19 protein-coding genes and 3 riboswitches are annotated in these 22,577 nt (G+C 35.6%); of the genes, 2 read left to right on the top strand and 17 right to left on the bottom strand.

Features of this window, described 5'->3' with window-relative positions; translation table 11 throughout:
* Positions 1-136: 136 nt before the first annotated feature.
* A riboswitch (Lysine riboswitch) is annotated at positions 137-312 on the bottom strand.
* Positions 313-396: 84 nt separating this feature from the next.
* The 8 genes from CS937_RS17505 to CS937_RS17470 all read right to left on the bottom strand — a co-directional run bounded on the left by CS937_RS17505 (position 397) and on the right by CS937_RS17470 (position 9,508).
* Positions 397-1,812: a hypothetical protein gene (locus CS937_RS17505; protein ID WP_099159755.1), complete on the bottom strand. Its 1,416-nt coding sequence runs from the start codon at positions 1,810-1,812 to the stop codon at positions 397-399.
* A gap of 116 nt (positions 1,813-1,928) precedes the next feature.
* Positions 1,929-2,546, bottom strand: coding sequence for a queuosine precursor transporter (locus tag CS937_RS17500; protein ID WP_099159754.1), 618 nt, complete (start codon positions 2,544-2,546; stop codon positions 1,929-1,931).
* A 69-nt stretch (positions 2,547-2,615) separates the two neighbouring features.
* Positions 2,616-3,113 carry a preQ(1) synthase gene (gene queF / locus CS937_RS17495; RefSeq protein ID WP_099159753.1) on the bottom strand — a complete coding sequence of 166 codons (498 nt, stop codon included), beginning with the start codon at positions 3,111-3,113 and terminating at the stop codon, positions 2,616-2,618.
* Positions 3,114-3,188: 75 nt separating this feature from the next.
* Positions 3,189-3,236: riboswitch (PreQ1 riboswitch) on the bottom strand.
* Between the two features lie 84 nt (positions 3,237-3,320).
* Positions 3,321-5,471: a TRAP transporter permease gene (locus CS937_RS17490; RefSeq protein WP_099159752.1), complete on the bottom strand. Its 2,151-nt coding sequence runs from the start codon at positions 5,469-5,471 to the stop codon at positions 3,321-3,323.
* A 9-nt stretch (positions 5,472-5,480) separates the two neighbouring features.
* Positions 5,481-5,963 (bottom strand): DUF1850 domain-containing protein, encoded by a 483-nt coding sequence (locus tag CS937_RS17485; protein ID WP_099159751.1) that lies wholly within the window; start codon positions 5,961-5,963, stop codon positions 5,481-5,483.
* 12 nt (positions 5,964-5,975) lie between these two features.
* Positions 5,976-6,974, bottom strand: coding sequence for a TAXI family TRAP transporter solute-binding subunit (locus CS937_RS17480; protein WP_099159750.1), 999 nt, complete (start codon positions 6,972-6,974; stop codon positions 5,976-5,978).
* A gap of 250 nt (positions 6,975-7,224) precedes the next feature.
* Positions 7,225-7,914: a response regulator gene (locus tag CS937_RS17475; RefSeq protein WP_099159749.1), complete on the bottom strand. Its 690-nt coding sequence runs from the start codon at positions 7,912-7,914 to the stop codon at positions 7,225-7,227.
* On the bottom strand, positions 7,877-9,508 hold the full coding sequence (locus CS937_RS17470; RefSeq protein ID WP_099159748.1) for an ATP-binding protein: 1,632 nt from the start codon (positions 9,506-9,508) through the stop codon (positions 7,877-7,879). Before CS937_RS17470 ends, CS937_RS17475 begins: the two co-directional genes overlap by 38 nt.
* Before the next feature lie 87 nt (positions 9,509-9,595).
* Between CS937_RS17470 and CS937_RS17465 the strand changes: the two genes are divergently transcribed.
* Positions 9,596-10,654, top strand: a complete 1,059-nt coding sequence (locus tag CS937_RS17465; protein WP_245835788.1) for a DctP family TRAP transporter solute-binding subunit — start codon at positions 9,596-9,598, stop codon at positions 10,652-10,654.
* Between the two features lie 270 nt (positions 10,655-10,924).
* Here CS937_RS17465 and CS937_RS17460 read toward each other — a convergent pair whose 3' ends face one another.
* From CS937_RS17460 to CS937_RS17435, 6 genes are all read right to left on the bottom strand, one after another.
* On the bottom strand, positions 10,925-11,140 hold the full coding sequence (locus CS937_RS17460; protein WP_099159747.1) for a hypothetical protein: 216 nt from the start codon (positions 11,138-11,140) through the stop codon (positions 10,925-10,927).
* Between the two features lie 83 nt (positions 11,141-11,223).
* Positions 11,224-13,209 carry an ABC transporter ATP-binding protein gene (locus tag CS937_RS19855; protein ID WP_099159746.1) on the bottom strand — a complete coding sequence of 662 codons (1,986 nt, stop codon included), beginning with the start codon at positions 13,207-13,209 and terminating at the stop codon, positions 11,224-11,226.
* 12 nt (positions 13,210-13,221) lie between these two features.
* Positions 13,222-14,256, bottom strand: coding sequence for an asparaginase (locus tag CS937_RS17450; RefSeq protein ID WP_099159745.1), 1,035 nt, complete (start codon positions 14,254-14,256; stop codon positions 13,222-13,224).
* 24 nt (positions 14,257-14,280) lie between these two features.
* Entirely contained in the window at positions 14,281-15,216 is a 936-nt protein-coding gene (locus tag CS937_RS17445) for an ABC transporter permease (protein WP_099159744.1), read from the bottom strand.
* Between the two features lie 8 nt (positions 15,217-15,224).
* Positions 15,225-16,157, bottom strand: coding sequence for an ABC transporter permease (locus tag CS937_RS17440; RefSeq protein ID WP_099159743.1), 933 nt, complete (start codon positions 16,155-16,157; stop codon positions 15,225-15,227).
* A 113-nt stretch (positions 16,158-16,270) separates the two neighbouring features.
* Positions 16,271-17,908, bottom strand: a complete 1,638-nt coding sequence (locus CS937_RS17435; RefSeq protein ID WP_245835786.1) for a peptide ABC transporter substrate-binding protein — start codon at positions 17,906-17,908, stop codon at positions 16,271-16,273.
* A 233-nt stretch (positions 17,909-18,141) separates the two neighbouring features.
* On the opposite strand from CS937_RS17435, the gene pepV reads away from it, so the two are divergent.
* Entirely contained in the window at positions 18,142-19,539 is a 1,398-nt protein-coding gene (gene pepV, locus CS937_RS17430) for a dipeptidase PepV (RefSeq protein ID WP_099159741.1), read from the top strand.
* A 43-nt stretch (positions 19,540-19,582) separates the two neighbouring features.
* Here pepV and CS937_RS17425 read toward each other — a convergent pair whose 3' ends face one another.
* From CS937_RS17425 to CS937_RS17420, 3 genes are all read right to left on the bottom strand, one after another.
* Positions 19,583-21,655: a sigma-54 interaction domain-containing protein gene (locus CS937_RS17425; RefSeq protein ID WP_099159740.1), complete on the bottom strand. Its 2,073-nt coding sequence runs from the start codon at positions 21,653-21,655 to the stop codon at positions 19,583-19,585.
* A gap of 108 nt (positions 21,656-21,763) precedes the next feature.
* The gene (locus CS937_RS19570) at positions 21,764-21,934 is read right to left on the bottom strand and encodes a hypothetical protein (protein WP_176555871.1); all 171 of its coding nucleotides are present in this window, start codon (positions 21,932-21,934) and stop codon (positions 21,764-21,766) included.
* 42 nt (positions 21,935-21,976) lie between these two features.
* Positions 21,977-22,060: riboswitch (cyclic di-GMP riboswitch) on the bottom strand.
* Between the two features lie 75 nt (positions 22,061-22,135).
* Positions 22,136-22,453 carry a hypothetical protein gene (locus tag CS937_RS17420; protein WP_099159739.1) on the bottom strand — a complete coding sequence of 106 codons (318 nt, stop codon included), beginning with the start codon at positions 22,451-22,453 and terminating at the stop codon, positions 22,136-22,138.
* Positions 22,454-22,577 lie beyond the last annotated feature (124 nt).

Here is a 22,577-nt window from a genome sequence, read left to right as displayed (position 1 = left end):
TAGAGATGATCCGCGGTTCATTCTAATGTATGTAAAAAAATATCCATCCAGAAAGCTGAACATTCTTTTTTATATACAAAAAAACAACGACAGAAAATAACCTATCATTGTTTTACAATATACGTTATCCTCCATTTCGATCAGTAGTTCTCCATACACAAACGATGCATGACAGTATACCTCTTATTCAAAGATATACCAGCAATAATAAGTTCGACCCTTATTACGCTTCGGCAAACAATCCTTTCATCAACAATCACAGGTGTCATTCTCCTGTTGAATACTCATATAATCTGCACCTCTACCTCACCGATCTGAGGTTTACTATTAAATTATGAAATTACTATACTAGACTTTTAACTAGATTGCAAGGGTAATTTCTTCTAGTAAATTGAATTACGACGTAAACGTAACTCTGACCTGCACGTAAACTTGCACTACAACATAAATGACAGCTGCATATTTCCAGTTAAACTTAATCCCATTTTTAAATCCACCCAAACCATTAACACCACTCAGCGCAATAATAGGCATTATCAATGGTGATAACAGAATAGAAATAGCACTTCCAGATGTCACTGTTAGTACAATTAATTCAGGTGGATATGGCAACTCAAGACTTCCTAATATCCCTCCAACTAAAACCATAACAGTCAATGGTCCAAGACCAAAAAATCCTAAAATAATCACCATAAACGGAAGGAAGTATAATACATTTATAAGTGGCAATGTCTCCTTTAATGTATAAATACTATCTATAACGATTGAGGCAAAATCTGTCTGATTTAGTGCAGAAATCATCATTCCAGCCCCTAACATCACAGAAAGCTGGTAGGATTGATGAATCATACCCTTCCCGACATAGACTCTTGCTTCCTTCCATAATTTATGAGGTCTTTTTTTAACAACATAAAATGCAAGTATCCACACTAAAACAACTAAAGGAATTAGAAACAAAAGCTCGACAGCCACAAAATAATGTAGAATAAAAATGGAGCCAAATAATGTAACAAATAATATCACAAACTCAACTACATTACGTTTTATTTGACCCTTATTCGTTGCATTTCGAAGTACTTCATCAATCTCATTCTGTAATCCAGCAGTTAAATCCACACCATACCGTTTTTCCTCATAACGAGAGAAAATAACTGCAACAATAACCCCGCCAAAGGACAATCCTAATCCTTGTAAAATAGAAATCCAGAGCGAAGCATGCATCGTTTCTACTACAAATGCAAAACTCGGAATACTTACCACCCACAAAGTTGAAAGTGCAAATCCCCGTAACAGCGCAGTCCCTTTAAAATTTTCCCAAGCCTCACCCTTCTCGTCCTTTAAAATCATATTCGCAAATTGATACATCATTGGAATAGAACCAAAATTTAAGAAGTAGGCAATAATCTGCGTAAACGAAATCATCCCAAAATAAAACTTACGACTTGTATTTAGAATTTTATGGCTGAAACTAATAATTGATTCCATATATGCTTCTTCCTTCAACACCCAGCTTATCATTGGAACAACTACTAATAATCCAACCATATTTCGCATTTGCAAAAATCCGTTCAACACCCCATCAATAATCGGAGAACTGGAAAAAATCAAAATCACGACTCCTGTAAGAAAAAGTAAAAACGGTAATTTCATTTTATTAACTGTACGTGTCATAATGGCAAATAACAAAATACCGAATCCGCTAATGGACAATAATGTAAGTAAAATCCTATTTTCATAGAAATAAGTAACAAAATGTAAAATGGCATAGAAAGAAATGGATAGTCTTAACGAAAAATTGACCAATGATTTCATATAATGAGCCCCTAACTAGTAGTTCGATTTAATTTATCCCTTTATTATCTTAATATAATATTTCCCATATTGAAAAGGAGATGTTCCTTATTGAACACCTCCAATAGTATGCGTAATTATAAAGCTGCTTTCCTCTCCGATTTCCTTGCAATCCTTACCAGCAAATACGCAAACGGAGTATCAACCAAGGCAATCAAGAACTTAAATACATACTGCGTCAGAATCATTCCTAGTAAAACAGTTGTCGGGACAGTCCCCCAAAATGCAATGCTTATAAATAGTGTAGTATCTACTAACTGGCTTGTCATCGTAGATACATTGTTTCGGAGCCACAGTTTCTGCTCCCCATGCTTCTCTTTTAGGCGGTGAAAAATCGATACATCAATATTTTGGCTGGCAATATACGAAATCAGGCTGGCCAGAATTACTCGGAAGCTTCCTCCTAGGATCTGTTCGAATTCCGCCTGCGCACCGAATACTGGTGCTGCAGGAAGCTGAATGGCAATGTAGATAAAAATTAATGCAAAAACCTGTGTTACAAATCCCGCCTGAACAGTTTTTCTTGCTGCTTCCTTGCCGTAAACTTCACCAATTACATCCGTAACCAAATAAGTTACCACATAGACAACAACTGCTGCTGGTAAAATAAATTCTCCGATGCTGAACAACTTAACTCCCAAAATATTAGATAGTAATAGTAGTCCTACAAATAACGCGTTTAAATATATAAACATAAAATCCTCTTCCTTTGACTAAGAAAAGGAACATAGCTAACCCTCAATTTTAAAAAAAATGCATACTATTTAGCGATTATCTACTTTCTCTGGATACATATCATGGTTCATCATGCGATGATCAGCCATTTGTTCAAATTTAGTTCCAGGCTTTCCATAATTACAGTATGGATCAATTGATATTCCCCCGCGTGGTGTGAATTTCCCCCACACTTCAATATAACGCGGATCCATTAATTCTATTAGATCGTTCATGATAATATTCATGCTGTCTTCATGAAAATCTCCATGATTTCTAAAGCTAAATAAATATAGTTTCAGTGATTTACTTTCCACCATTTTTTCATCAGGAATATAACTAATATATACTGTACCAAAATCTGGCTGATACGTTTTCGGACACAATGTCGTAAACTCAGGACAGTTAAATTTAACAAAATAATCCCTGTTGGGGTGTTTATTATCAAATGTTTCTAACACTTCGGGAGTATAATCAAAGGCATATGCAGTTCCTTGGCTCCCCAAAAGCGTAATATCTGTTAATTCATCATCTCGTCTACCTGCCAACTAAATCCCTCCTCACACACTTTTTAAACACAAAAAAACCATGCGCTAAGGCACATGGTCTCATAATCGCATCATCTGTCCTTAGTTTTTTATAGAGGGTTAAAAGCTAAGAACCTCTCCCGTTATTTTAACGGATATGATTTTAATCCATTTTACTCGATTAATTATATAGGGGTGACTGTGGGATGTCAATGAGATATTCCTATCTTACCTAGCCACCGACTCCCTAATATCCATTTTCTTCTTCCCAATACTTAGTCCAACAACTATTAGTAATATAACTAACCCTGTTAAATCTGTCCATAATCCAGGATATATAAGTAATAATGCTCCAGCACCAGCCAGCACTCTCAAGTACCAGCCAACTGTCTTTTTAAAATATCCTTCAGCTGCAATGGATAATAGAAATACTCCCATTAATGATGTGAGTGTAATCATGAGTACATTTCCTAGGTTAGCATCAATCATTAGCATTTCATTAGAAAATACAAACATAAAAGGAACAATAAATCCTGCGATCGCTAGTTTCATTGCTGCAAATCCTGTTCGCATTGGATCACCACCACTAATACCAGAACCTGCAAAGGCAGCCAGAGCAACCGGAGGCGTTATGTTTGCAAAAATTCCAAAGTAAAAAACAAACATATGGGCAACAAATATTGCTGTTTCACCGCTTCCTGCTAGTTCCCTAAACAATGGAAGCTGAAGCAGAATCGGTGCAGCCATGGTACTCGTAATAATATAAGTTGGAATACTTGGTAAACCCATTCCTAAAATAATCGATGCAACCATCGTTAATAGTAACGTGATGAGCAACTGAACAAGCGGGCTGTTGATCATTTCCCCAATACTTACAATTGAACTTGCAATTTCAAGTGCTACTCCAGTTAGTGTGGAAATCCCCACAATAATGCCGACAGCTCCACAAGCAACTGCTACAGGGATTGTCGTTCGTATCCCATCTTCTAATGCTCCAACGAAGTCTTTAACACCTATTTCCTCTGCCTTAAGCTTAACTTTTTTCCGGATTAAATTTATGATTACCGGGAGTATAACAATTACAGTAAGCTCCAGCCAGTTTCCTCGTAAATTCGGTATTGCCGCCCCACTTAAGAGCGCTCTTACTTGCGGTTCAAGAATTAAAAAGACAGAAATAACCGTTCCTACTGCAAGCATTCTTCCTGTCCCAGTAATAAGAATCGTTGAAATGATCGACCAGAATGCTGCATAAAATGGTGTTTTCCCTGAGAATAACAAGTACAGTAATATAACCATTGGAATCAAAAGGTGTCCGCGCTTTGCAAGTACTTCTTTAACTGTAGGCAACTCACTCTTGTTTAATCCCTTTAGTCCAAGCTTGGATGCTCGAATATGAACCTGTAGTAAGATTCCGATATAGTATAACAATGCTGGTATAATTCCAGCTAATATTATTGTTGTATATGGAAGGCCAAGATTCTCAGCCATTATAAAGGCTGCTGCACCCATAATTGGTGGTAGAATTTGGCCACCAACACTAGCTGCTGATTCAACTGCTCCAGCAAAATTTTTGTTATAGCCGACTTTTTTCATTAATGGAATCGTAAAAGCTCCCGTCGTAACAACGTTTGCAATTGCCGATCCATTAATGGAGCCTAAGAAGCCACTAGCGAGTACCGCAACTTTTGCAGGACCACCTTTTGTGTGACCGGCAACAGCCATCGCAAGTTCATTAAACATTTGTCCCATTCCGGATTTACCAAGAAACGCACCAAACAAAATAAATAGAACAATATAACTTGCTGACACACCGATTGCTGTACCTAATATCCCCTCTGTAATAAATATTAAATGGGAGATTATTCCTTCTGATACATTCATGATAACAGGTGTTGTTAATTCTGGATAAATTGATAATTTTACGTAAAAGCCATAGACTAGAAATCCTAATGCTAGAATGGTTAGCCCCCAACCTGTAACACGCCTGGTAATTTCCAATAACAAAATTAAAACTAGAACACCAACATACATATCTATCCGATTTATTTGTCCACCAGACTCAATAATCCGGGTTGCTGTAAACAGCATGTATATCCCAAGTGCTAATGAAACTCCAGCCAAAAGATAATCATATAGTGGTATTTTCTTTTTCTTACGTTTTTTGATAATCGGATAGAGTAAAAATCCTAAAAGCATCAAGACATACAAATGGATACTACGTTGTTTGACGTCTACTAGTGATCCGGCATAAGATGTATAGAGATGAAACAACCCAAGACCAGCTGCTGTGACGGTGATTATGATGCCGATGATTTTCGGATAATTCGTTCGAACATTACCTTCACGATCCAATTCTTCTACATTTGTCTTATTTTTCATTGCTTCACCTCACAATTTCTTCAAATAAGTCCATACAACATTTATGAATGGTGTCTTTTTAGCTTCTATTTTATAAGCGAAATCACTTGGCATTAATGGATACAAATCGTTATCGAATTCCACTTGATAGTTATTAATTGGAACTGTTCGAATGACAAGCTCCTGACCGATTTCCCGTTCAATATCCATATATACCCAACCATCCTTTATAACAGTAGGTTCCTCCGACCAGGACGGTACTCCAGCACCAAATGTTTTAAATTTGGTCGAATCAAGATTGATTACATTACCATGAACATTAAAATTCTCTACCCACTCTTCCTTTTCCACTGAATGAATCCAGTGTATAGAAAAAGAATTGTTATTTAATAAAAAAGCATAGGAAAATTGATTTTCATTTGATACAGTTAGAGCCTGAACTGGAAAGAACAATAAACTTAAACAAAACAGAATAGTTATTATAATCGTGATTATTTTTTTAAAAAAAGGCATTAGCCTGAATCCTTACTCCAATAATCCTTTTTCTTCATAGAATTTTTTTGCACCAGGATGAAGTGGTACAACTAACCCTTTCGCTATTTCGTCTCGATTTAGTTGCTTTAATGCGCTAATGGATACTTCTTCACTACCTAGATAATCATAATAACGTTTTGTAAGGTCATATACAGCGTCCTTGCTTAATTCAGAAGAAACCGTGATTATGTTTTGAATCCCTACTGTATTTACTTCTTGATCTAAATTGTACATTGCTTTATCCCCAGCTGGAATGGTAAACGCTTTATAGAATGGATATTTATCCATTAACTTTGTAGCAACATCGTCTTTAATTTCTACAAATACGATATCGTTTTGTTGCATGATATCGGTTATGTTGCTATTAGGGACACCGGATGTGAAAAATGCAGCATCTAAATTTCCGTTTTTCATTTCCTGCACACTATCTGCATAACCTGTATGTGTTACTTTTGCAAGATCATCATACGTTAAATCAATGGTTTCTAATACCTTTTGTGCACTTTGTTCAACGCCAGAACCTACCTTACCAACACCCACTCGTTTTCCTTCTAAATCTTCTATCGTTTTAATTCCACTATCTTTCATTGCTACAACCTGTACAACGTTTTGATACATTCCTGCCATTGCTTGAACATCTACTTTATTCCCTTCAAATTGCCCAGTTCCTTCAATCGCATCGTAAGCTACATCACTCATAATAATTGTCATTTGGTTTAAGCCATCTTGGATATTTTGAATGTTTGCTACAGATGCTCCAGTGGATTCAACCGTAACATTACTAATATAATCACTTTCTTCAAAGATTGGCTTTAACGCCCCACCAATTGGATAATAGGTTCCTGATGTGCCACCAGTACCAAACACAATAGGTTGTGCATCACCATCTGATTCACCACCTGAACTTCCATCGGCTTCTTTATCACCACCACACGCTGTTAAAACAACACTTAACACAAATAAAGTAATGAAGACTAAATATTTTTTCATTTTACTAATCCTCCCTCTAAAAACCTTTTGTATATGATAACGCTTACATTATGATTTTAAAATATTTTGAACATATTGGACATTTTGTTCTTTTTGGTCTCGTTCACAAGCGGAACGGGCTTGGTCAGCGCCAAAAAGCGTAAACAAGGGACCGTAGAGCACATGAATTTAGTGCTCGGAGTGTCCATTGTTTACGTCTCGAGTCGCTAGCCCGTGTAGCTAAATGTTTCAAAATCAGTACAGGTATGCCTTACATTAGCTGATACCGATTAATTGGCCGTCCAACTACCCCATATTGCAGTTGGATTTCAACCCGTTCAATTTTCCCTAAATAATCAAGATATCTTCTCGCCGTTACCCGTGCAATTCCAATATGTTCAGCGGTTTCATCAGCTGAAACCGCTGAATCCTGATTAGATAGAAATTCTATAACCTGCGCCAACGTTTGTTGATTTAATCCTTTAGGCAGAATCTGATTGTTAGAACTTTCTTTTGGCTTTTGAGTAATCCATGTGTCAATTTCATGCTGTGCAGCCTTTTCCTTTTCTGAAAATTGACGTCGGAATCCCTTATATTTACTTAGAGCAAGCACCAACCGTTCAAACTTAAAAGGCTTTATGATATAGTCAATAGCTCCGTGATGAATAGCTTCCCGTATCGTTTCGGTATCATCAGCAGCAGAAACAATAATAACATCGATATCAAGTTCTAGACGTCTGAAGTCTTTTAATGTTTTGATTCCATCCTGTTCTGGCATATAAATATCAAGTAAAACAAGGTCAGGGTTTGCCTTTTTAGCAATCTCCACCCCCTCTTTCCCATCACTAGCTATCTCAACAACGTGAAACCCTTCCACTTTCTCAATTAATTGTCGATTTACTTCCTGTACCATTGGATCATCTTCAATTAACAGCACTTTTATTAGCGCTTCTTTTTTCATCAATATGTTCCCCCTCTAATGTCATTGGTAGCTGCAGGAAAAATTGAGTTCCCTTGTTTAGACGTGACTGAACGTCAATTGTTCCCCCTGCCTTCGTTACGATTTGTTTAATGAGATATAACCCAATACCAGATCCATCTCCACCCTTTGTTGTGAAACCTTTGTCAAAAATTCGTGTATGATCAACAATGCCTTTTCCATTATCAGAAACTTGGATCGTACACACTTCTTTGTTTTGAAATACGTACACTTCTATTCGTTTATTTTTCCGGTCAAAATCTGCAAAGGCATCAAAGGCATTTTCTAATAAATTACCTAATATCATCACAAAATCATGATGATTCAGCATTAATGGAAATCTGTCCAACCGACTATTATTATGAATCCAAACGTCAATTCCCAGCTCTTCACCACGACGAATTTTACTTATAAATAATCCGGCAATACTGTAATTTTTTATTCGATCTAAAATGAACTTCATCATTTCCTCTTGATTTTTTGTCGTATCAAATACATATTCTAGTGCTTTATCATTTTCTTCTAGCTGTATTAATCCAGCTATTGTATGTAACTTGTTCATGTGTTCGTGATTTTGCAACCGTAAAGCATCAACAAAAGCCTTCACTCCCGTTAATTCTTCGGCCATTTTTGTTACATCCGTTCGGTCCTGAAAAATAACGACACATCCTATCAATTCATTTTCCAATTCAATAGGAATACGGTTTAATACGATTAACTTTTCACCGACTCGTATCGTTTCGTTGTATACTGCTGTTTTTTTCCGTAACTGCTTGGCAACAACAGAATCATTTAAGATAGTTTCCAACTGCTCCCCATTTACTTCTATCTCTATGTTTAAAATCTCTTTTGCCTTTTCATTAAAAACGACCAATCTCTCATCTCGATCAACTGCAATTACACCTTCATGCATAGCTTGAAAAACCGTTGTCCGTTCTTTAAGAACACGAGCCATTTCGTACGGTTCCATAAAAAATGTTTGTTGTTTTACATGGCGTGCCAATAAATACGAACCAATCATTCCAAACACTAATGTCAACAGGGCTATTGCTATAATTTCGACCTGGAACGATGAAAGAATGGTTAATAATGATGGAAGCATATTCCCTACAATCACAACACCAATTTGTTCAAATTCTTCATTCATAATCGGCACAAATGAACGGACTGCCGTTCCCTGCTCCCCTTTAGCTTTGGACACATAACTGTGCTCAGCAAAGGCCGCCCCCTCATCTTTACCAGAAGAAATAGTTCCGAGCCGGCTTGCAATTGGATGGGAAAAGCGAATTCGATTCATGTTCAATACGACAATATAATCCACCTGATTAATCGTTCGGATTCGCTCGACAATCGGGTTAATTACTTTCCATCCCTCCGATTGAACCACCGACTCTTTTATTTCTGGTAAATTCGCGACTATTCTTCCAGTCATCAGTCCTCGATCACCGAGTTGGTTTTCTTTTCCTTGATAAATATTTCCTATTAAAATAATTCCACCTATCAGTAAGGTAAATAGAACAATCCCAAATGATAGAATCATAATTTTTAAGCGTATCGGCATTTTTCGTAAGAACATAATAAACCTTTCTCCCTCTGTTTTGTTACAATAGAAAACTTTGTGATAAAATCTTGTAAACAGTAGCTTTCTCAAAGGGGAATCTAAATGCGAAACATTTTCATAATTCTAACTTTCATTATAACAGGACTTGTCTCAGCTGTAATGATTGGGTTTGATATGGACTCAATCCAAACTACAAAAGATTATGATGATGAACAGGAAGGACTGGATGAACAAATAATCATCCGTTTTAGTCATGTTGTTGCAAAAAATACCCCTAAAGGCCGAACAGCACAACGTTTCGCAGAACTAGTTGAGGATAAGACAAATGGAAAAGTGAAGGTACATATTTTCCCAAATGCTACTTTATATAATGATACCAACGAGTGGGAAGCTATCCAAAATGGAAATGTGGAAATGATCGCCCCAGCAACAGCTAAGTTAACTGACCGGTTTCCAACATGGCAGGTGCTTGACCTGCCATTTGCATTTCCAACTCAGCAAGCTGTAGTAGCAGCCTATGAAGGTGAGATCGGACAGACTTTGATGGAGGAGCTTAATGGGACAAATGTTAAAGGGATGACTTTTTGGTATAACAACTTTAAACAAATCACCAATCAAACACGTCCAATTTTACAACCGAGTGATTTCAACCGACTTCATTTCCGTGTTATGCCAAGCCCTGTTATTGAAGAACAGTATGACCAACTGAATGCAAGTACAAGCACGCTTCCATTTAATAAAACATATCGAAATCTTGAAGTAAATTTCGTGGATGGTCAAGAAAATACCGTTTCTAACATATATACTAAAAAGTTCTATCAACATCAAAAATACATGACAATTAGTAATCATGCTTACCTCGGTTATGGCGTTTTGATCAATAGAGAGTTTTGGGATTCCTTATCAAACGAAGTGCAATTATCTATAAAAGATGCAATGCAGGAAGCTACTGAGTGGGGCCGACGACATTCGATTGAGATGAACGACAAGGATATCCGAGAATTAAAATTACTTAAAACGATAGACATCCATATTTTATCAACTGAAGAGCGAGACCAATGGAAAAAGGCATTAAAACCTGTGTATGAAAAAATAACACCTATCGTTGGAAACAACTTAATGGATGAAATTTATCGTATACAAGAAGAATATGCCTATTAGGTGTTTTGGTTATGATTTCTACCAATCTCTAATGTTCCAGTTGCAGCGGAAGATGGCGCGTTAAAGACATGAATCGATCGATTTTAAGGGAATAATAAAAAAATCATCGAGAGGCTGAGAATCCTTTAACATTGCCTGGGTACTTACTCCTAAGTCTGTTAGGACAATATCGCCAGCTTGTATTTCCGCAAAAAAGACTGGATGCTTTTCACAAATAATCCTTTATTAAATAATCTTGACATCTCCAATAAACTTCTTAACATATTTTTACTAGCTAGTTTCCAAACCTAAGAATGAAAGAATATTATATACTTCTTTTAAATGAATGTCCGTTTTCTTATATCCTTCCTTTTTAAAACTTAAAACAGCTTTTGCCACAACATGGACAGAACCGTCTATCATTTTGGTTAAATGTATAACAAGGATAGGAAACCGGGTAGATACATTATTAACAAGAAAAAAGCTGTTTGCTCCAATGACATGCATTTGAACTAACAGCTTCTTCAGATCATAATATTCATTAAACAGAATATGACATTAAACAGGAAGGTACAAGTATCAGGAACTCATTAAGCATAATGGCAAGCAACCCAATGCCCTTCTTCAACCTCTCTCCACTTTGGAACAACTTCACATTCTTCAGTTGCCAATGAACATCTCGTACGAAAACGACAACCTGTTGGTGGCGTAATCGGACTTGGTAATCCACCCTGGAGGATTACACGTTCTCTACTTTTCTCTACAACTGGATCAGGTATTGGAATAGCAGATAAAAGAGCTTGTGTATAAGGATGCATTGGTTGTTTATAAAGCTCATCTGCTTCTGCTAACTCAACCATCCCTCCAAGATACATTACACCAATTCTATCACTAATATATTTAACCATTGATAAATCATGGGCTATAAAAAGAAAGGTAAGATCTCTTTCTTTTTGAAGTTTCATTAACAAATTAACTACTTGTGCTTGAATGGACACATCCAGTGCAGATATCGGTTCGTCGGCAATAATCAGTTCCGGTTCTACAGCTAAAGCGCGTGCAATCCCAATTCGTTGGCGCTGTCCACCTGAAAATTCATGAGGGTATCTCGAGGCATGTTCAGATTGTAGACCAACTGTCTCAAGTAGTTCTTTTACCTTTTCTTTTCGTTCATTATAGCTTTTTGTTAGTTGATGGATATCAATGCCTTCAGCTATGATATCTTCTACTTTTTTACGAGGATCAAGAGAAGCATACGGATCCTGAAAAATCATTTGTATCTTTTGTGTGAAATTCTTTTTATTTGCCTGGTTTAGAGAAACTTTATTATATACGACTTCTCCACTAGTCGATTCATAGAGTCCCATCAATGTTCGTCCAGCAGTTGATTTTCCACAGCCTGACTCACCAACTAATCCCAATGTTTCTCCTTTTTTTATTTCTAAATTAATTCCATCCACAGCTTTCAACGTTTGTTTTGATTGAAGTTTGAAATGTTTTTTTAAATTCTTCACTTCTAATAATGTTTGCTTATTTTCCGTTTTATTATAATTTGGTTTGTGTTCCGATAAATCCTTGTTTATTTGCTTAATAAATTCTATCTTAGGTGCCTGTGGGTGTAATAACCATGATGCTGCTGAGTGAGTCTTAGTTATTTGAAACATCGGTGGTTGTTTTTCATAGTCAATTGCTAGAGCAAACTCATTACGAGATGCAAATGCATCCCCTTTTGGTGGATTCATTAAATCCGGTGGGCTTCCTGGAATTGAATATAATTTTCCTTTTGTATCTAGATTTGGCATTGATTGTAGAAGCCCCCAGTTATAAGGATGGGTAGGTTGATGAAATATTTCCTCAACCGTGCCTTTTTCAACTATTTTCCCAGCATACATGACTGCTACTGAGTCAGCTATGTTAGCTACTACACCTAAATCATGGGTAATAAAAATGATTGAAGTCCCTGTCTTTTTTTGGATGCTTTTTAACAAATCTAATATTTGAGCTTGTATTGTTACGTCAAGAGCTGTGGTTGGTTCATCTGCTATTAATAATTTAGGGTTACAAGCAAGCGCCATAGCAATCACTACTCTCTGTCTCATCCCTCCCGAGAATTGATGAGGGTATTGATTAAGTCGGGCTTCTGGATTAGGTATCCCGACTAATTCAAAAAGTTCTAAAGCCAACTTATTCGCTTCTTGCTTCCCTAATTTACGGTGTTTTACCGCACTTTCAATAACCTGCTTTCCTACTTTCATTGTTGGATTTAATGCTGTCATAGGATCTTGAAAAATTACAGCAATTTCCGAACCACGTACTTTTTGCATTTCCTTGCTCTTTAATGATAATAAGTTTCGATCCTCAAACCATATTTCTCCCTGATCAATAGAAGCATTCTGTTTTGGTAACAGTCCCATAATAGCTTTTGATGTTACTGATTTACCTGACCCCGATTCACCTACAATAGCAAGTGTTTCTCCTTTACCTACTGACAAATCGACTCCTCTAACTGCGTTGACATTTCCTGCATGTGTTTGAAAGGTTACATGTAAATCTTTGATTGATAATAGTGGCTCCATTTAACATTCCCCTCAGTTTACTTTTTGTGTACTATTTAATTCGAACGATGACTTGATTTCACCAATCTTCTCTTTTCTTGCGTTCAAAACCGGCGCATGGTAATACATATCCAACTGATCCCATATTGACTGGTCTCCAATTTTTAATTGTTGTAAAACTTCCATTGATGCTACATTAGTCCCTCTAGCATTGCCATCATCAATCTTTACAGCGACGCCAATTCCTGTTTGACGATCTCCGAAGCAGTGAACACCTTCTGCTCCTCCTTTTGCTACTATTCTACCTTGATAAGCATTCATCAAATCTGTATCAAATCTTTTTGTACCTGCAACCATCTCAGGATAATTCACCATTGCATCGCTTATTTGTTTAAGTGATTCTCTTCTTTTTGAATTACCATTTTCCCATTCATCAGGTGATGCTAGGCGACCAAATGCCAAAGCTAACTGATGAAGTGGAATCTGGTGAACAGGGACTCCACAACCATCAACAGAGGTTTTTATTTTGTCTTTTTCAAACTCACATACATCGGCAATAGCTTCTATGATTTGTTGTTGATAAGGATGAGACAATTCTCGATATGTATCAACATCCATGTTTTGTTTAACACACCCAGTAAGCATTCCAGAATGTTTACCGGAGCAATTGCTATATAGAGGGGTTAATTCTTTCCCTTCTTTAATTAACTTATTATAACTATCTATATCTCTCGGAATATGAGTTCCACATTGTAGATGATTTTCTTCTAACCTAATTTTTCCTAGAACTTCTTCAACTGTCTTTCTATGATAGGCTTCACCACTATGGCTTGCACAAAACAAAGATAATTCCTTTTCGGTTAAATTAAACTCTTCCAGCGCTCCTGATTCTACTATAGGTATGGCTTGAAATGGCTTCATTGATGAACGAGCAAAAGTCATCCTATTTGGGTCTCCGTAATAAGCTAGTAAATCTCCTTTTGCAGTCACTACTGCTATATGGACATCGTGTGCACTTTCTACATATTTTCCTCTAAACACCTGGATTGGTTTCGTAGTATTAGTCATATTCTTATCTGTCCTCTCAATATTCTATTTTCGAAGTCTTGGGTCTAAAGCATCTCTTAAACCATCTGCTAGTAAATTAAAGCAAACCATTAAACCTATAATTACAATAGAAGGAAATGCTAGTAAGTAAAATTGATTACGCATTGAACGAAAACCGTCATTAATAAGAACACCAAGGGAAGCAAGCGGTTCCTGAAGGCCTAATCCGATAAAGCTTAAAAAGGCTTCTGTAAAAATTGCACTCGGTATCGTAAACATCATATTTATGATGATGATTCCTAATGTGTTAGGGAGCATGTGACTTGTAATAATCCTTCTATTTTTTGCACCTAACGCTCTTGAAGCCAAAATATATTCTTGATTTTTCAACTTAAATATTTGACCTCTTACCAGTCTAGCCATGTTTACCCAACCTGTGATTACCATGGCGAGTGTTATCGTTAAAATTCCTGGTTTCATAATCATAATTAAGAGAATAATGATTATTAAATTTGGAACACCTACTAATATTTCAATTATTCGCTGCATGAAATTATCAACTTTACCACCCTTTAGACCAGATATTGCACCATAAGTAATTCCTATTAATATATCTAGTAAAGCAGCAAGTACTGCTATATAAAGAGAAATCCGTGTACCTTCCCATAATCTAGTCCACTGATCTCGGCCAAATTTATCTGTACCTAACCAATGCTCACTATTTGGTTCCATAAACACCTTTTCATAATCGGTTTGTTCATAGCTGTACGAGCTTAAGTAGGGTCCAATAATAGCCAATACTAATAAAATCAACAATATAATAAGACTACCGATTGCCGCTTTGTTTTTTTTCAATCTTAACCAACCATCTTGAAGGCCAGTTAAATTTGGTCTATTGATTTTTTCACTTTGTTCCTCTCTCCGACCAACTACTTGGAACAAATCATCGGAAAATTTCTTCTGTTGTTTTGTATCTTGCATTTATTGGTTCACCCCTTTCCATGGACTCTGATACGTGGATCAATAATGCCGTACAAAATATCTACAACCAATACCGTTAATATAAAGAAGGAACTATAAAAAAGAGTTAATCCCATTATTGTGGTATAATCATTCATTTTAATCGAATCTACAAATAAACTCCCTATTCCAGGTATACCAAATATATTTTCTATTACTAGCGATCCAGTAAGCAGGCTAACAAACACTGGACCCAGGATAGTTATAACTGGGATTAAAGCATTTCGGATTGCATGTTTGATAAGAACCGTTAGATCACCTAACCCCTTTGCATGGGCCGTTGTTATATAATCTTGCTGTAAAACTTCTAACATTTCGTTTCTCGTAAATCTAGCAATGAGGGCTATAACAGTTACTGCTAAAGAAATAGTTGGCAGAATAGAGGATTCATAACTTTCCCAATATGCCACCGGAAATAGTCCCCACTGTAACCCTACGTAGAATTGTAGTATTGCAGCTAATACGAAATTGGGAATAGATACACCTAAAACGGCTACAATCATTGTAAAGTAATCCCAAATGGTATTGTGCCTAAAGGCTGCTATCATTCCCAAAATAATACCAATCGATAATCCTAAAACAACTGCTTGAAAACCTAATAGAGCAGATGGACCAATACGACCCATTATTAGAGAATTAACGGGTTGATCTTTATAGTAATAAGATAATCCTAAATCACCTTGTACAAGGTTTCCCATATATTTGAGATATTGTACATACAAAGGTTCATCAAGGCCGTACCTAGCATAAAACTCCATCCTTGCTTCATCTGTTAAATCTACTAATTTCTCCTCATCAAAAGGCGACCCAGGTAACATTTTCATAAGGAAAAAAGTGGCTGTTGCTATAATAAACAATGTTATTACAATATTGACTAAACGAACTAAAATAAATTTTTTCATTATTTTCCTCCCATCTCCATTAATTACAAAGTCCCTAATTGGGGAGTGATTCTTATTCTTTACTATCAAGGATAAGAAAGGATGATGCCTCTCAAGAAGAGAAGCATCTTTTTTTAATTAATTTCAACATATTTAAGTTCTAAACGAGCACCATAAGGATGCGTTACAAGATTATCAATATTTCCTTTTTGTAAGAAAGCCGATCCTTCATAATAAAGTGGCCCTAATACAGCATCATCTTTCAACATAATTTTTTCAGCATCCATCAACATTTCCAAACGGCGTCCTTCATCTTTTTCTTCTTTAGCCTGATATACTAAATCTGTATATTCTGGGTTATGGTAAGAACCTCTAAATGCACTCACAGGATCACCGACCCATAAGTCTAAATAGGTTATAGCATCATTGAAATCAGCACCCCATTTGGATATAGCAAATTGATAATCATCTTCTCTCATTGCATCTAATCGACCACTATATGGTTTTGTAGCAATTTGTATATCAACACCCAAGTTTTCCTTTATCTGACTTTGAACAAATGTGGCAGCATCTTTTGCTACGGTGTCATCAGCTGTAAGAATTTCAATTTCAGGCAACGAACCGCCAATCTCCTTTAACCCTTTGTCTAAATATTCCTTAGCCTTCTCAGCATTTGGCTCAATTATCGGACCATTTAACTCTCGAAATGATTGGTTCTCTAATCCATGCATATCGGGAGCAATAAGTGAGTAGGCTGATTCAGAGCCATTATTCAATACAGTTTCTGTTAAAATTTGTGGATCATATGCTAATTGAAACGCTTTACGAATATTTAAATTGTCGAATGGTTCTTTTCCTAAATTAAATTGGATATACCATGACGTAAATTGTGTTTCTGTACCAAATTCTTCACTATCTTTATAGGCATTCACATCTGCAGAAGATAGCGTTACACGATCAAGGTCACCAGCTTCATATAAATTTAGTGCTGTGCTTTGTTCTTTAATTATTTTTAAACTAACTTCATCAACATTAACATTTTCTTTATCCCAATACTCATCATTCTTCTCCATCACTACCCCTTCGGCTTGATCATATTCCGTCAATACGAATGGACCATTATATAAAATTGACTCATGATCTAATGCAAACTGATCATCTTTTTCTTCAACAAAATCTTTATTTAATGGAAAATAAGTGACAAAAGCTGTTAATCCTAAGAAGTAAGGAGTAGGTTCATTTACCTCTACAATTAGTGTTTTTTCATCTTTTACCTCGATAGCCACTTCATCTTCTGAAGCTTCACCATTAGCAAAAGCCTCTCCTCCTTTTATATAATCCGATAAAATAAAGGAGTATGATCCTGCTGTATCAGGGTGCATAGCACGCAACCATGAATATTTAAAATCATTTGCAGTTACTTCCTCACCATTACTCCATTTAATTCCTTCTCTTAGATGGAAAGTATATGTGAGTTTATCTTCGGTAATATCTACACTTTCTGCCATTGCTGGTTGTGGGTTATTATCTTCATCTAAGCGATATAACCCTTCCATTACATTGTTCAACACATCGAATGAAATACCATCCGTTGTTTTTACCTGATTTAAGTCAGGGATATCATTTTCCAAACTTAAACGTAAAACTTTTTCCTCCTCATCATTTGCGCTTTCTGAACTATCAGTAGCCTCTGATCCCGAGAAATTACAAGCAGAGAGAAGTAATACTATGGAGAGAAGAGCCCCCAATCTGATCCAAAATCTTTTTTTCAATTTAATCCTCCTCCTTTTTAACAATAATATTGCAAAAATCATGCCAATTTAGAATAACCGTAATATTTGTACACCATAAGTAATAGGGTGACCCGTTCTTTTGTTTATTGGTTCCATCAACCTATAAAACACCCAAATAAACAAGTAATATTATTTAAAAATGGAAACATTTCCTTTCCAATAGTTGGTATGGTTTTTGCAACAAAAATAAGAAGAGAAAAGGAGGAAGTTTGATGAAATCATGGAAAACTTTATTAAAAGAAGAGGACTTTATCGATGATTTAAAGGGACTTTTATCTATACCAAGTGTCAAAGATCTTCATACAACAAATGAGGATGTGCCATTTGGTGACGAAATTCAAAAAGCACTTAAATTTATGCTCATGAAGGGAAAAAATGAAGGATTAACCACATATCAAAATAATGGATTATATGGCTACATCGAATACGGACCGAAAGATGCTAAAGATTATATTGCCGTTTTATGTCATGTTGATGTAGTTCCTGCTTCTGGCAAATGGAGTAACAATGCCTTTGAACCCACTATTATAAATAATAAGATATACGCTAGAGGTGCAATCGACGACAAAGGCCCAACAATGGCGGCCTGGTATGCTTTAAAATTATTAAAAGAAGCTGGGTATCCTTTAAAACATCGTATTCGATTAATCATTGGAACGGATGAAGAAAGTGGTATGAGGTGCATGCAATCTTATGTAAAGAACGAACCAGATGCTCTATTTGGATTTGCTCCTGATGCACAATTCCCTATTATCAATGCAGAGAAGGGCCAAATTAATCTACAACTCAAATGTAAACCAAAACATTCAACAGGTTCTTTTCAATTAGTAAGATTTGATTCAGGGGAAAAAGGTAATATGGTTCCAGACCAAGCCACTGCAATTATTAAAGGAACAATGTCAAATGAACAAGCAAAAACATTTAAAGCATTGGAGCAAATATATGAAAATTTAAACGTTGAACACAGTAATGAAAATACAATTATATTACAAACTAGAGGTGTATCAGCCCATGGTATGGAGCCCCACAAAGGGGAAAATGCCGCCTTTTCTTTAGTTTCCATTCTACTTACCATTGAAGAGCTCCAGTTGCACCCTTATTTAACTTTTATCTATACATACCTGAAAAATGATTTTCATGGTATGAATTTTGGAATAGATTTTGAAGATACCATTAGCGGTAAGCTGACAGTTAACGCTGGGGTGTTTCATTATGATCATCATGAAGGAGGAGAAATTTCCTTAAATATTCGTTGCCCTATTGACACTCCTTTTGAAAAAACGAAGGAACAGGTAGAAGCTGTAGCTAATCAAAAAGGTTGGATTGTCAACAACCTTCGCACGAAAAAACCACATCATGTGGATGCACAACACGAGGGAATTCAGGCACTTCAAAAGGCCTATGAAAATATAACAAAACAAGAAGCCACATTGCTTTCTACTGGTGGTGCAACCTATGCTCGTTATTTATACAATGGTGTAGCTTTTGGAGCAGTTTTTCCCAATAAAGAAAATGCTGCACATCAGGTTAATGAATATGCAGAAATAGAGGATTTAAAGAGAGCTATATATATTTATGCAGAATCCCTTTACATATTAGGGAATTTATAAATAAAAAATAGTGCGTATCCTTAACATTACGCACTATTTTTTACTACTTAACTTTTTGACCAACATAAGATAAAAAGGTTTCTCCATTTCTACTAATAGTTGAACCCTTTCTTCCGCGACCAACTTCAACTAACTTTAAGTCGGAAAGAATTTCTAAACGATACCGCAACTTTTGCTCAGTCATATCTTTATTTTGTTCTAGAATTATTTTTAACAAGCTTTTTCTTCCAATACTTTCTTCACCCCTTTGTTGAAGTATATGTAGTATTTGAAGACAGTCCTCTAAAAATCCTTTTCTCTCTAGTTTTTGTAGCATATCTTCTTCTCTACCATACCCATACGAAGGATATTCTTGTTCAATTGGATAAAACGGCAAATCTTGTGGCATTACTTCACCACTATGTATGTGGGCTATATATTCAATTGTATTCCTTAACTCCCGAACATTACCTGGCCAATTATAATTCAACATAACATTGGTTGCATCTTTAGAAAACAGAATAGGATCAAGTTGTAATTTCTCCTCAAATTCTTTTATAAATAACTCACTTAACAATAATATATCTTCTTTTCGTTTACGAAGCGGCATTAAAGGAACCGGAAGAATATTCAAGCGATAATATAGGTCTTCTCTAAACTTGTTCTCTTTGATTAATACCTTTAGATTCTTATTAGTTGCCGTTATGACACGTACATCGACTGGTATTGGATGACCACCACCTACTCGTTGAATCTCTCTTTCTTGTAAAACTCGAAGTAATCTATTTTGAATAATAGGAGATGCATCTCCTATTTCATCTAAAAAAACGGTTCCCTTATGAGCTCGCTCAAATAATCCTGCATTTCCTGTTTGGTTTGCCCCTGTAAAAGCACCTTTTTCATACCCAAACAATTCACTTTCAACTAACGACTCAGCAATTGCAGCCAAATTAACTGCTACAAAAGGACCCTCCTTTCGTTTAGAGGCACTGTGTATTGCCTGAGCCATCACTTCTTTTCCTGTACCTGTCTCACCATAAATAAAAATTGTAGAATCACTATTAGCCATTTTTTTTGCTCTTTCAATTAGGGATAGCATATTAGGAGAGCTTGTTCTAATATCAGTAAAATTATGCTTTGCTATAAACCCTTTTTCCCTCGTACTTCTTCGATATTTGGTTGCTATTTTTTTTATTCGATCAATCTGCTCAAATAGAATTATTGTTGCAAATACCTTTGAACCAACAAATATTCTTCTTTTACGTATATAATATGGAACATCATCAATATCTATAAAATTCTCCTTCTCCATTTCAACTTGCATAAATGCGTTATGAAAATGTTGTGGTAACTTACTAATATCTTCATTTATTAATTCTATATTTTTCTTTTCTAACATTTGAAGTGCTTGTTTGTTAATTGAAATAATCTGATTTGATTGATCATAAACAATTAACCCCTCTTCAATTCTATCAACAATACCTTCTAAGCTTTTATGTAACCCCTGTGATTGAAGGATTTCTTGATTTAATTCTTTTATTAACGCTATTACAGAATATATATATCTAGCGGTTAATTGACTATTAGAAGCAAACGTAGAAATACCAAAGAAATCATAAATTTCAAAAATGGTTGTCATGTCTAATAATCGATGTCCAATATTAATTTTGTTTTTAATTGTACTCGGGATCATGTTAACTTCACCTGGAGTTACCGCATTAGTAATAGAGGGGTCTGGTTCTATCTGGCCATAGTAAGGGATATAAATATGATAGATTCCAACTTCTAATAGAGTGTTAATAGTTTCTTCAGCTGCATCTTTCATATTATTTACCAGGTAAACCCTAGAACCACGAGGTAATGACAACAATTCCTTAACCATCGAAAAATTTATTGATCTCTTTGCGATAACATAAGGTATATCTTTTATTAAAACGTTTTTACTCATTTCATATACACTTTCGCTAGTAGCCAGTATTAAATCTGGTGACTTTATTTGATTTGAACTAATTTCTTTTACCAAAAGACCAGATATATTGCAATGCTGAGATAATCCCACTTCGTTTAAATGCTCTATTATGGCCTGTAATGACGCATTTTGATAGGCAAGAACTACTATTTCTGGTTTTTTTCTCACAGTGCACCTTCCCCTTTAAAGATCTTAACTACTAGTGTATCATGCATGACTAGATTGTTTTAAAGTCAATTATTTTCACCCAAAATAAAAAGCACCCTAAAAGGCGCTTTAAGGTTTCACTATATAATTCAAAACAGCTTTTTCATGTTCATGATAATCAATTTTCTGCTCTAATTTATGCTTTAAATTTTCATCAATACAATCACGCATAACAAGTGATAGTTCCTTTACTTTTAACAAATGCCAATAGTACTTAAATTGATAAAATAACTTTTTCAAACTATTTCCTCCTTCGAAAGTCATAAATCGACGGAGTCCGTATTTGGGAACCGGCAGGCATAGTCCTAAGACGTTAGCCCTATAGTTTTGCGTCACCACTTTTCAATGATTTTGCCGTTTCGTACGATTTATGTATTAGTACCTATATTATCGTATAGGTAATTATGGTGATGAATGATTCTTTTTATCCATTTAATCTTCTTATTTATGTCGTCCACTATGGATGGTTTCCTCTAAATGCGTTGTTGACTTCGTATGATCATGTAAATCACAATAATACACAACTGTCTTTATTTTGATTGATATATCACAAGTACGAGTTTCTCGCATAAAATTTTTCCAATAGGTGTATTCATGAGAACCTGTGTGAATACGATCATAATTGGTACTGGATTTTTCCCAGTTATGTTGTTGTCCAACTTCCTCTGACCCATGTTCCATTACTGCAGCTTTCATTTCTACCTTACTGCTTATTAAGAACATGAGAACAAGCATCAATACTGAAATACGTATTTTCATTTCATCACCACTTTTGATTTGGTTTAATCTTACTCACTTAAGGTAATATATACCAAAGAAAAAATATTATACAATCCCGTGATATTGCCTAGGAAATGTTTTTCACATTATGTTTTTTTGATGC

Origin of the sequence: Virgibacillus ndiopensis (assembly GCF_900187325.1) — a bacterium.
Lineage (GTDB): Bacteria > Bacillota > Bacilli > Bacillales > Amphibacillaceae > Virgibacillus_E > Virgibacillus_E ndiopensis.
Note: the sequence above shows the minus strand (reverse complement) of the source record. Positions and strands in the feature narration are given on the sequence as shown.

Coding starts and splice junctions, on each gene's coding strand:
- CS937_RS17505 (WP_099159755.1), bottom strand. CDS start 1,812: ATGAAATCATTGGTCAATTTTTCGTTAAGACTATCCATTTCTTTCTAT.
- CS937_RS17500 (WP_099159754.1), bottom strand. CDS start 2,546: ATGTTTATATATTTAAACGCGTTATTTGTAGGACTACTATTACTATCT.
- CS937_RS17490 (WP_099159752.1), bottom strand. CDS start 5,471: ATGAAAAATAAGACAAATGTAGAAGAATTGGATCGTGAAGGTAATGTT.
- CS937_RS17485 (WP_099159751.1), bottom strand. CDS start 5,963: ATGCCTTTTTTTAAAAAAATAATCACGATTATAATAACTATTCTGTTT.
- CS937_RS17480 (WP_099159750.1), bottom strand. CDS start 6,974: ATGAAAAAATATTTAGTCTTCATTACTTTATTTGTGTTAAGTGTTGTT.
- CS937_RS17475 (WP_099159749.1), bottom strand. CDS start 7,914: ATGAAAAAAGAAGCGCTAATAAAAGTGCTGTTAATTGAAGATGATCCA.
- CS937_RS17470 (WP_099159748.1), bottom strand. CDS start 9,508: ATGTTCTTACGAAAAATGCCGATACGCTTAAAAATTATGATTCTATCA.
- CS937_RS17465 (WP_245835788.1), top strand. CDS start 9,596: ATGCGAAACATTTTCATAATTCTAACTTTCATTATAACAGGACTTGTC.
- CS937_RS17460 (WP_099159747.1), bottom strand. CDS start 11,140: ATGCATGTCATTGGAGCAAACAGCTTTTTTCTTGTTAATAATGTATCT.
- CS937_RS19855 (WP_099159746.1), bottom strand. CDS start 13,209: ATGGAGCCACTATTATCAATCAAAGATTTACATGTAACCTTTCAAACA.
- CS937_RS17450 (WP_099159745.1), bottom strand. CDS start 14,256: ATGACTAATACTACGAAACCAATCCAGGTGTTTAGAGGAAAATATGTA.
- CS937_RS17445 (WP_099159744.1), bottom strand. CDS start 15,216: ATGCAAGATACAAAACAACAGAAGAAATTTTCCGATGATTTGTTCCAA.
- CS937_RS17440 (WP_099159743.1), bottom strand. CDS start 16,157: ATGAAAAAATTTATTTTAGTTCGTTTAGTCAATATTGTAATAACATTG.
- pepV (WP_099159741.1), top strand. CDS start 18,142: ATGAAATCATGGAAAACTTTATTAAAAGAAGAGGACTTTATCGATGAT.
- CS937_RS17420 (WP_099159739.1), bottom strand. CDS start 22,453: ATGAAAATACGTATTTCAGTATTGATGCTTGTTCTCATGTTCTTAATA.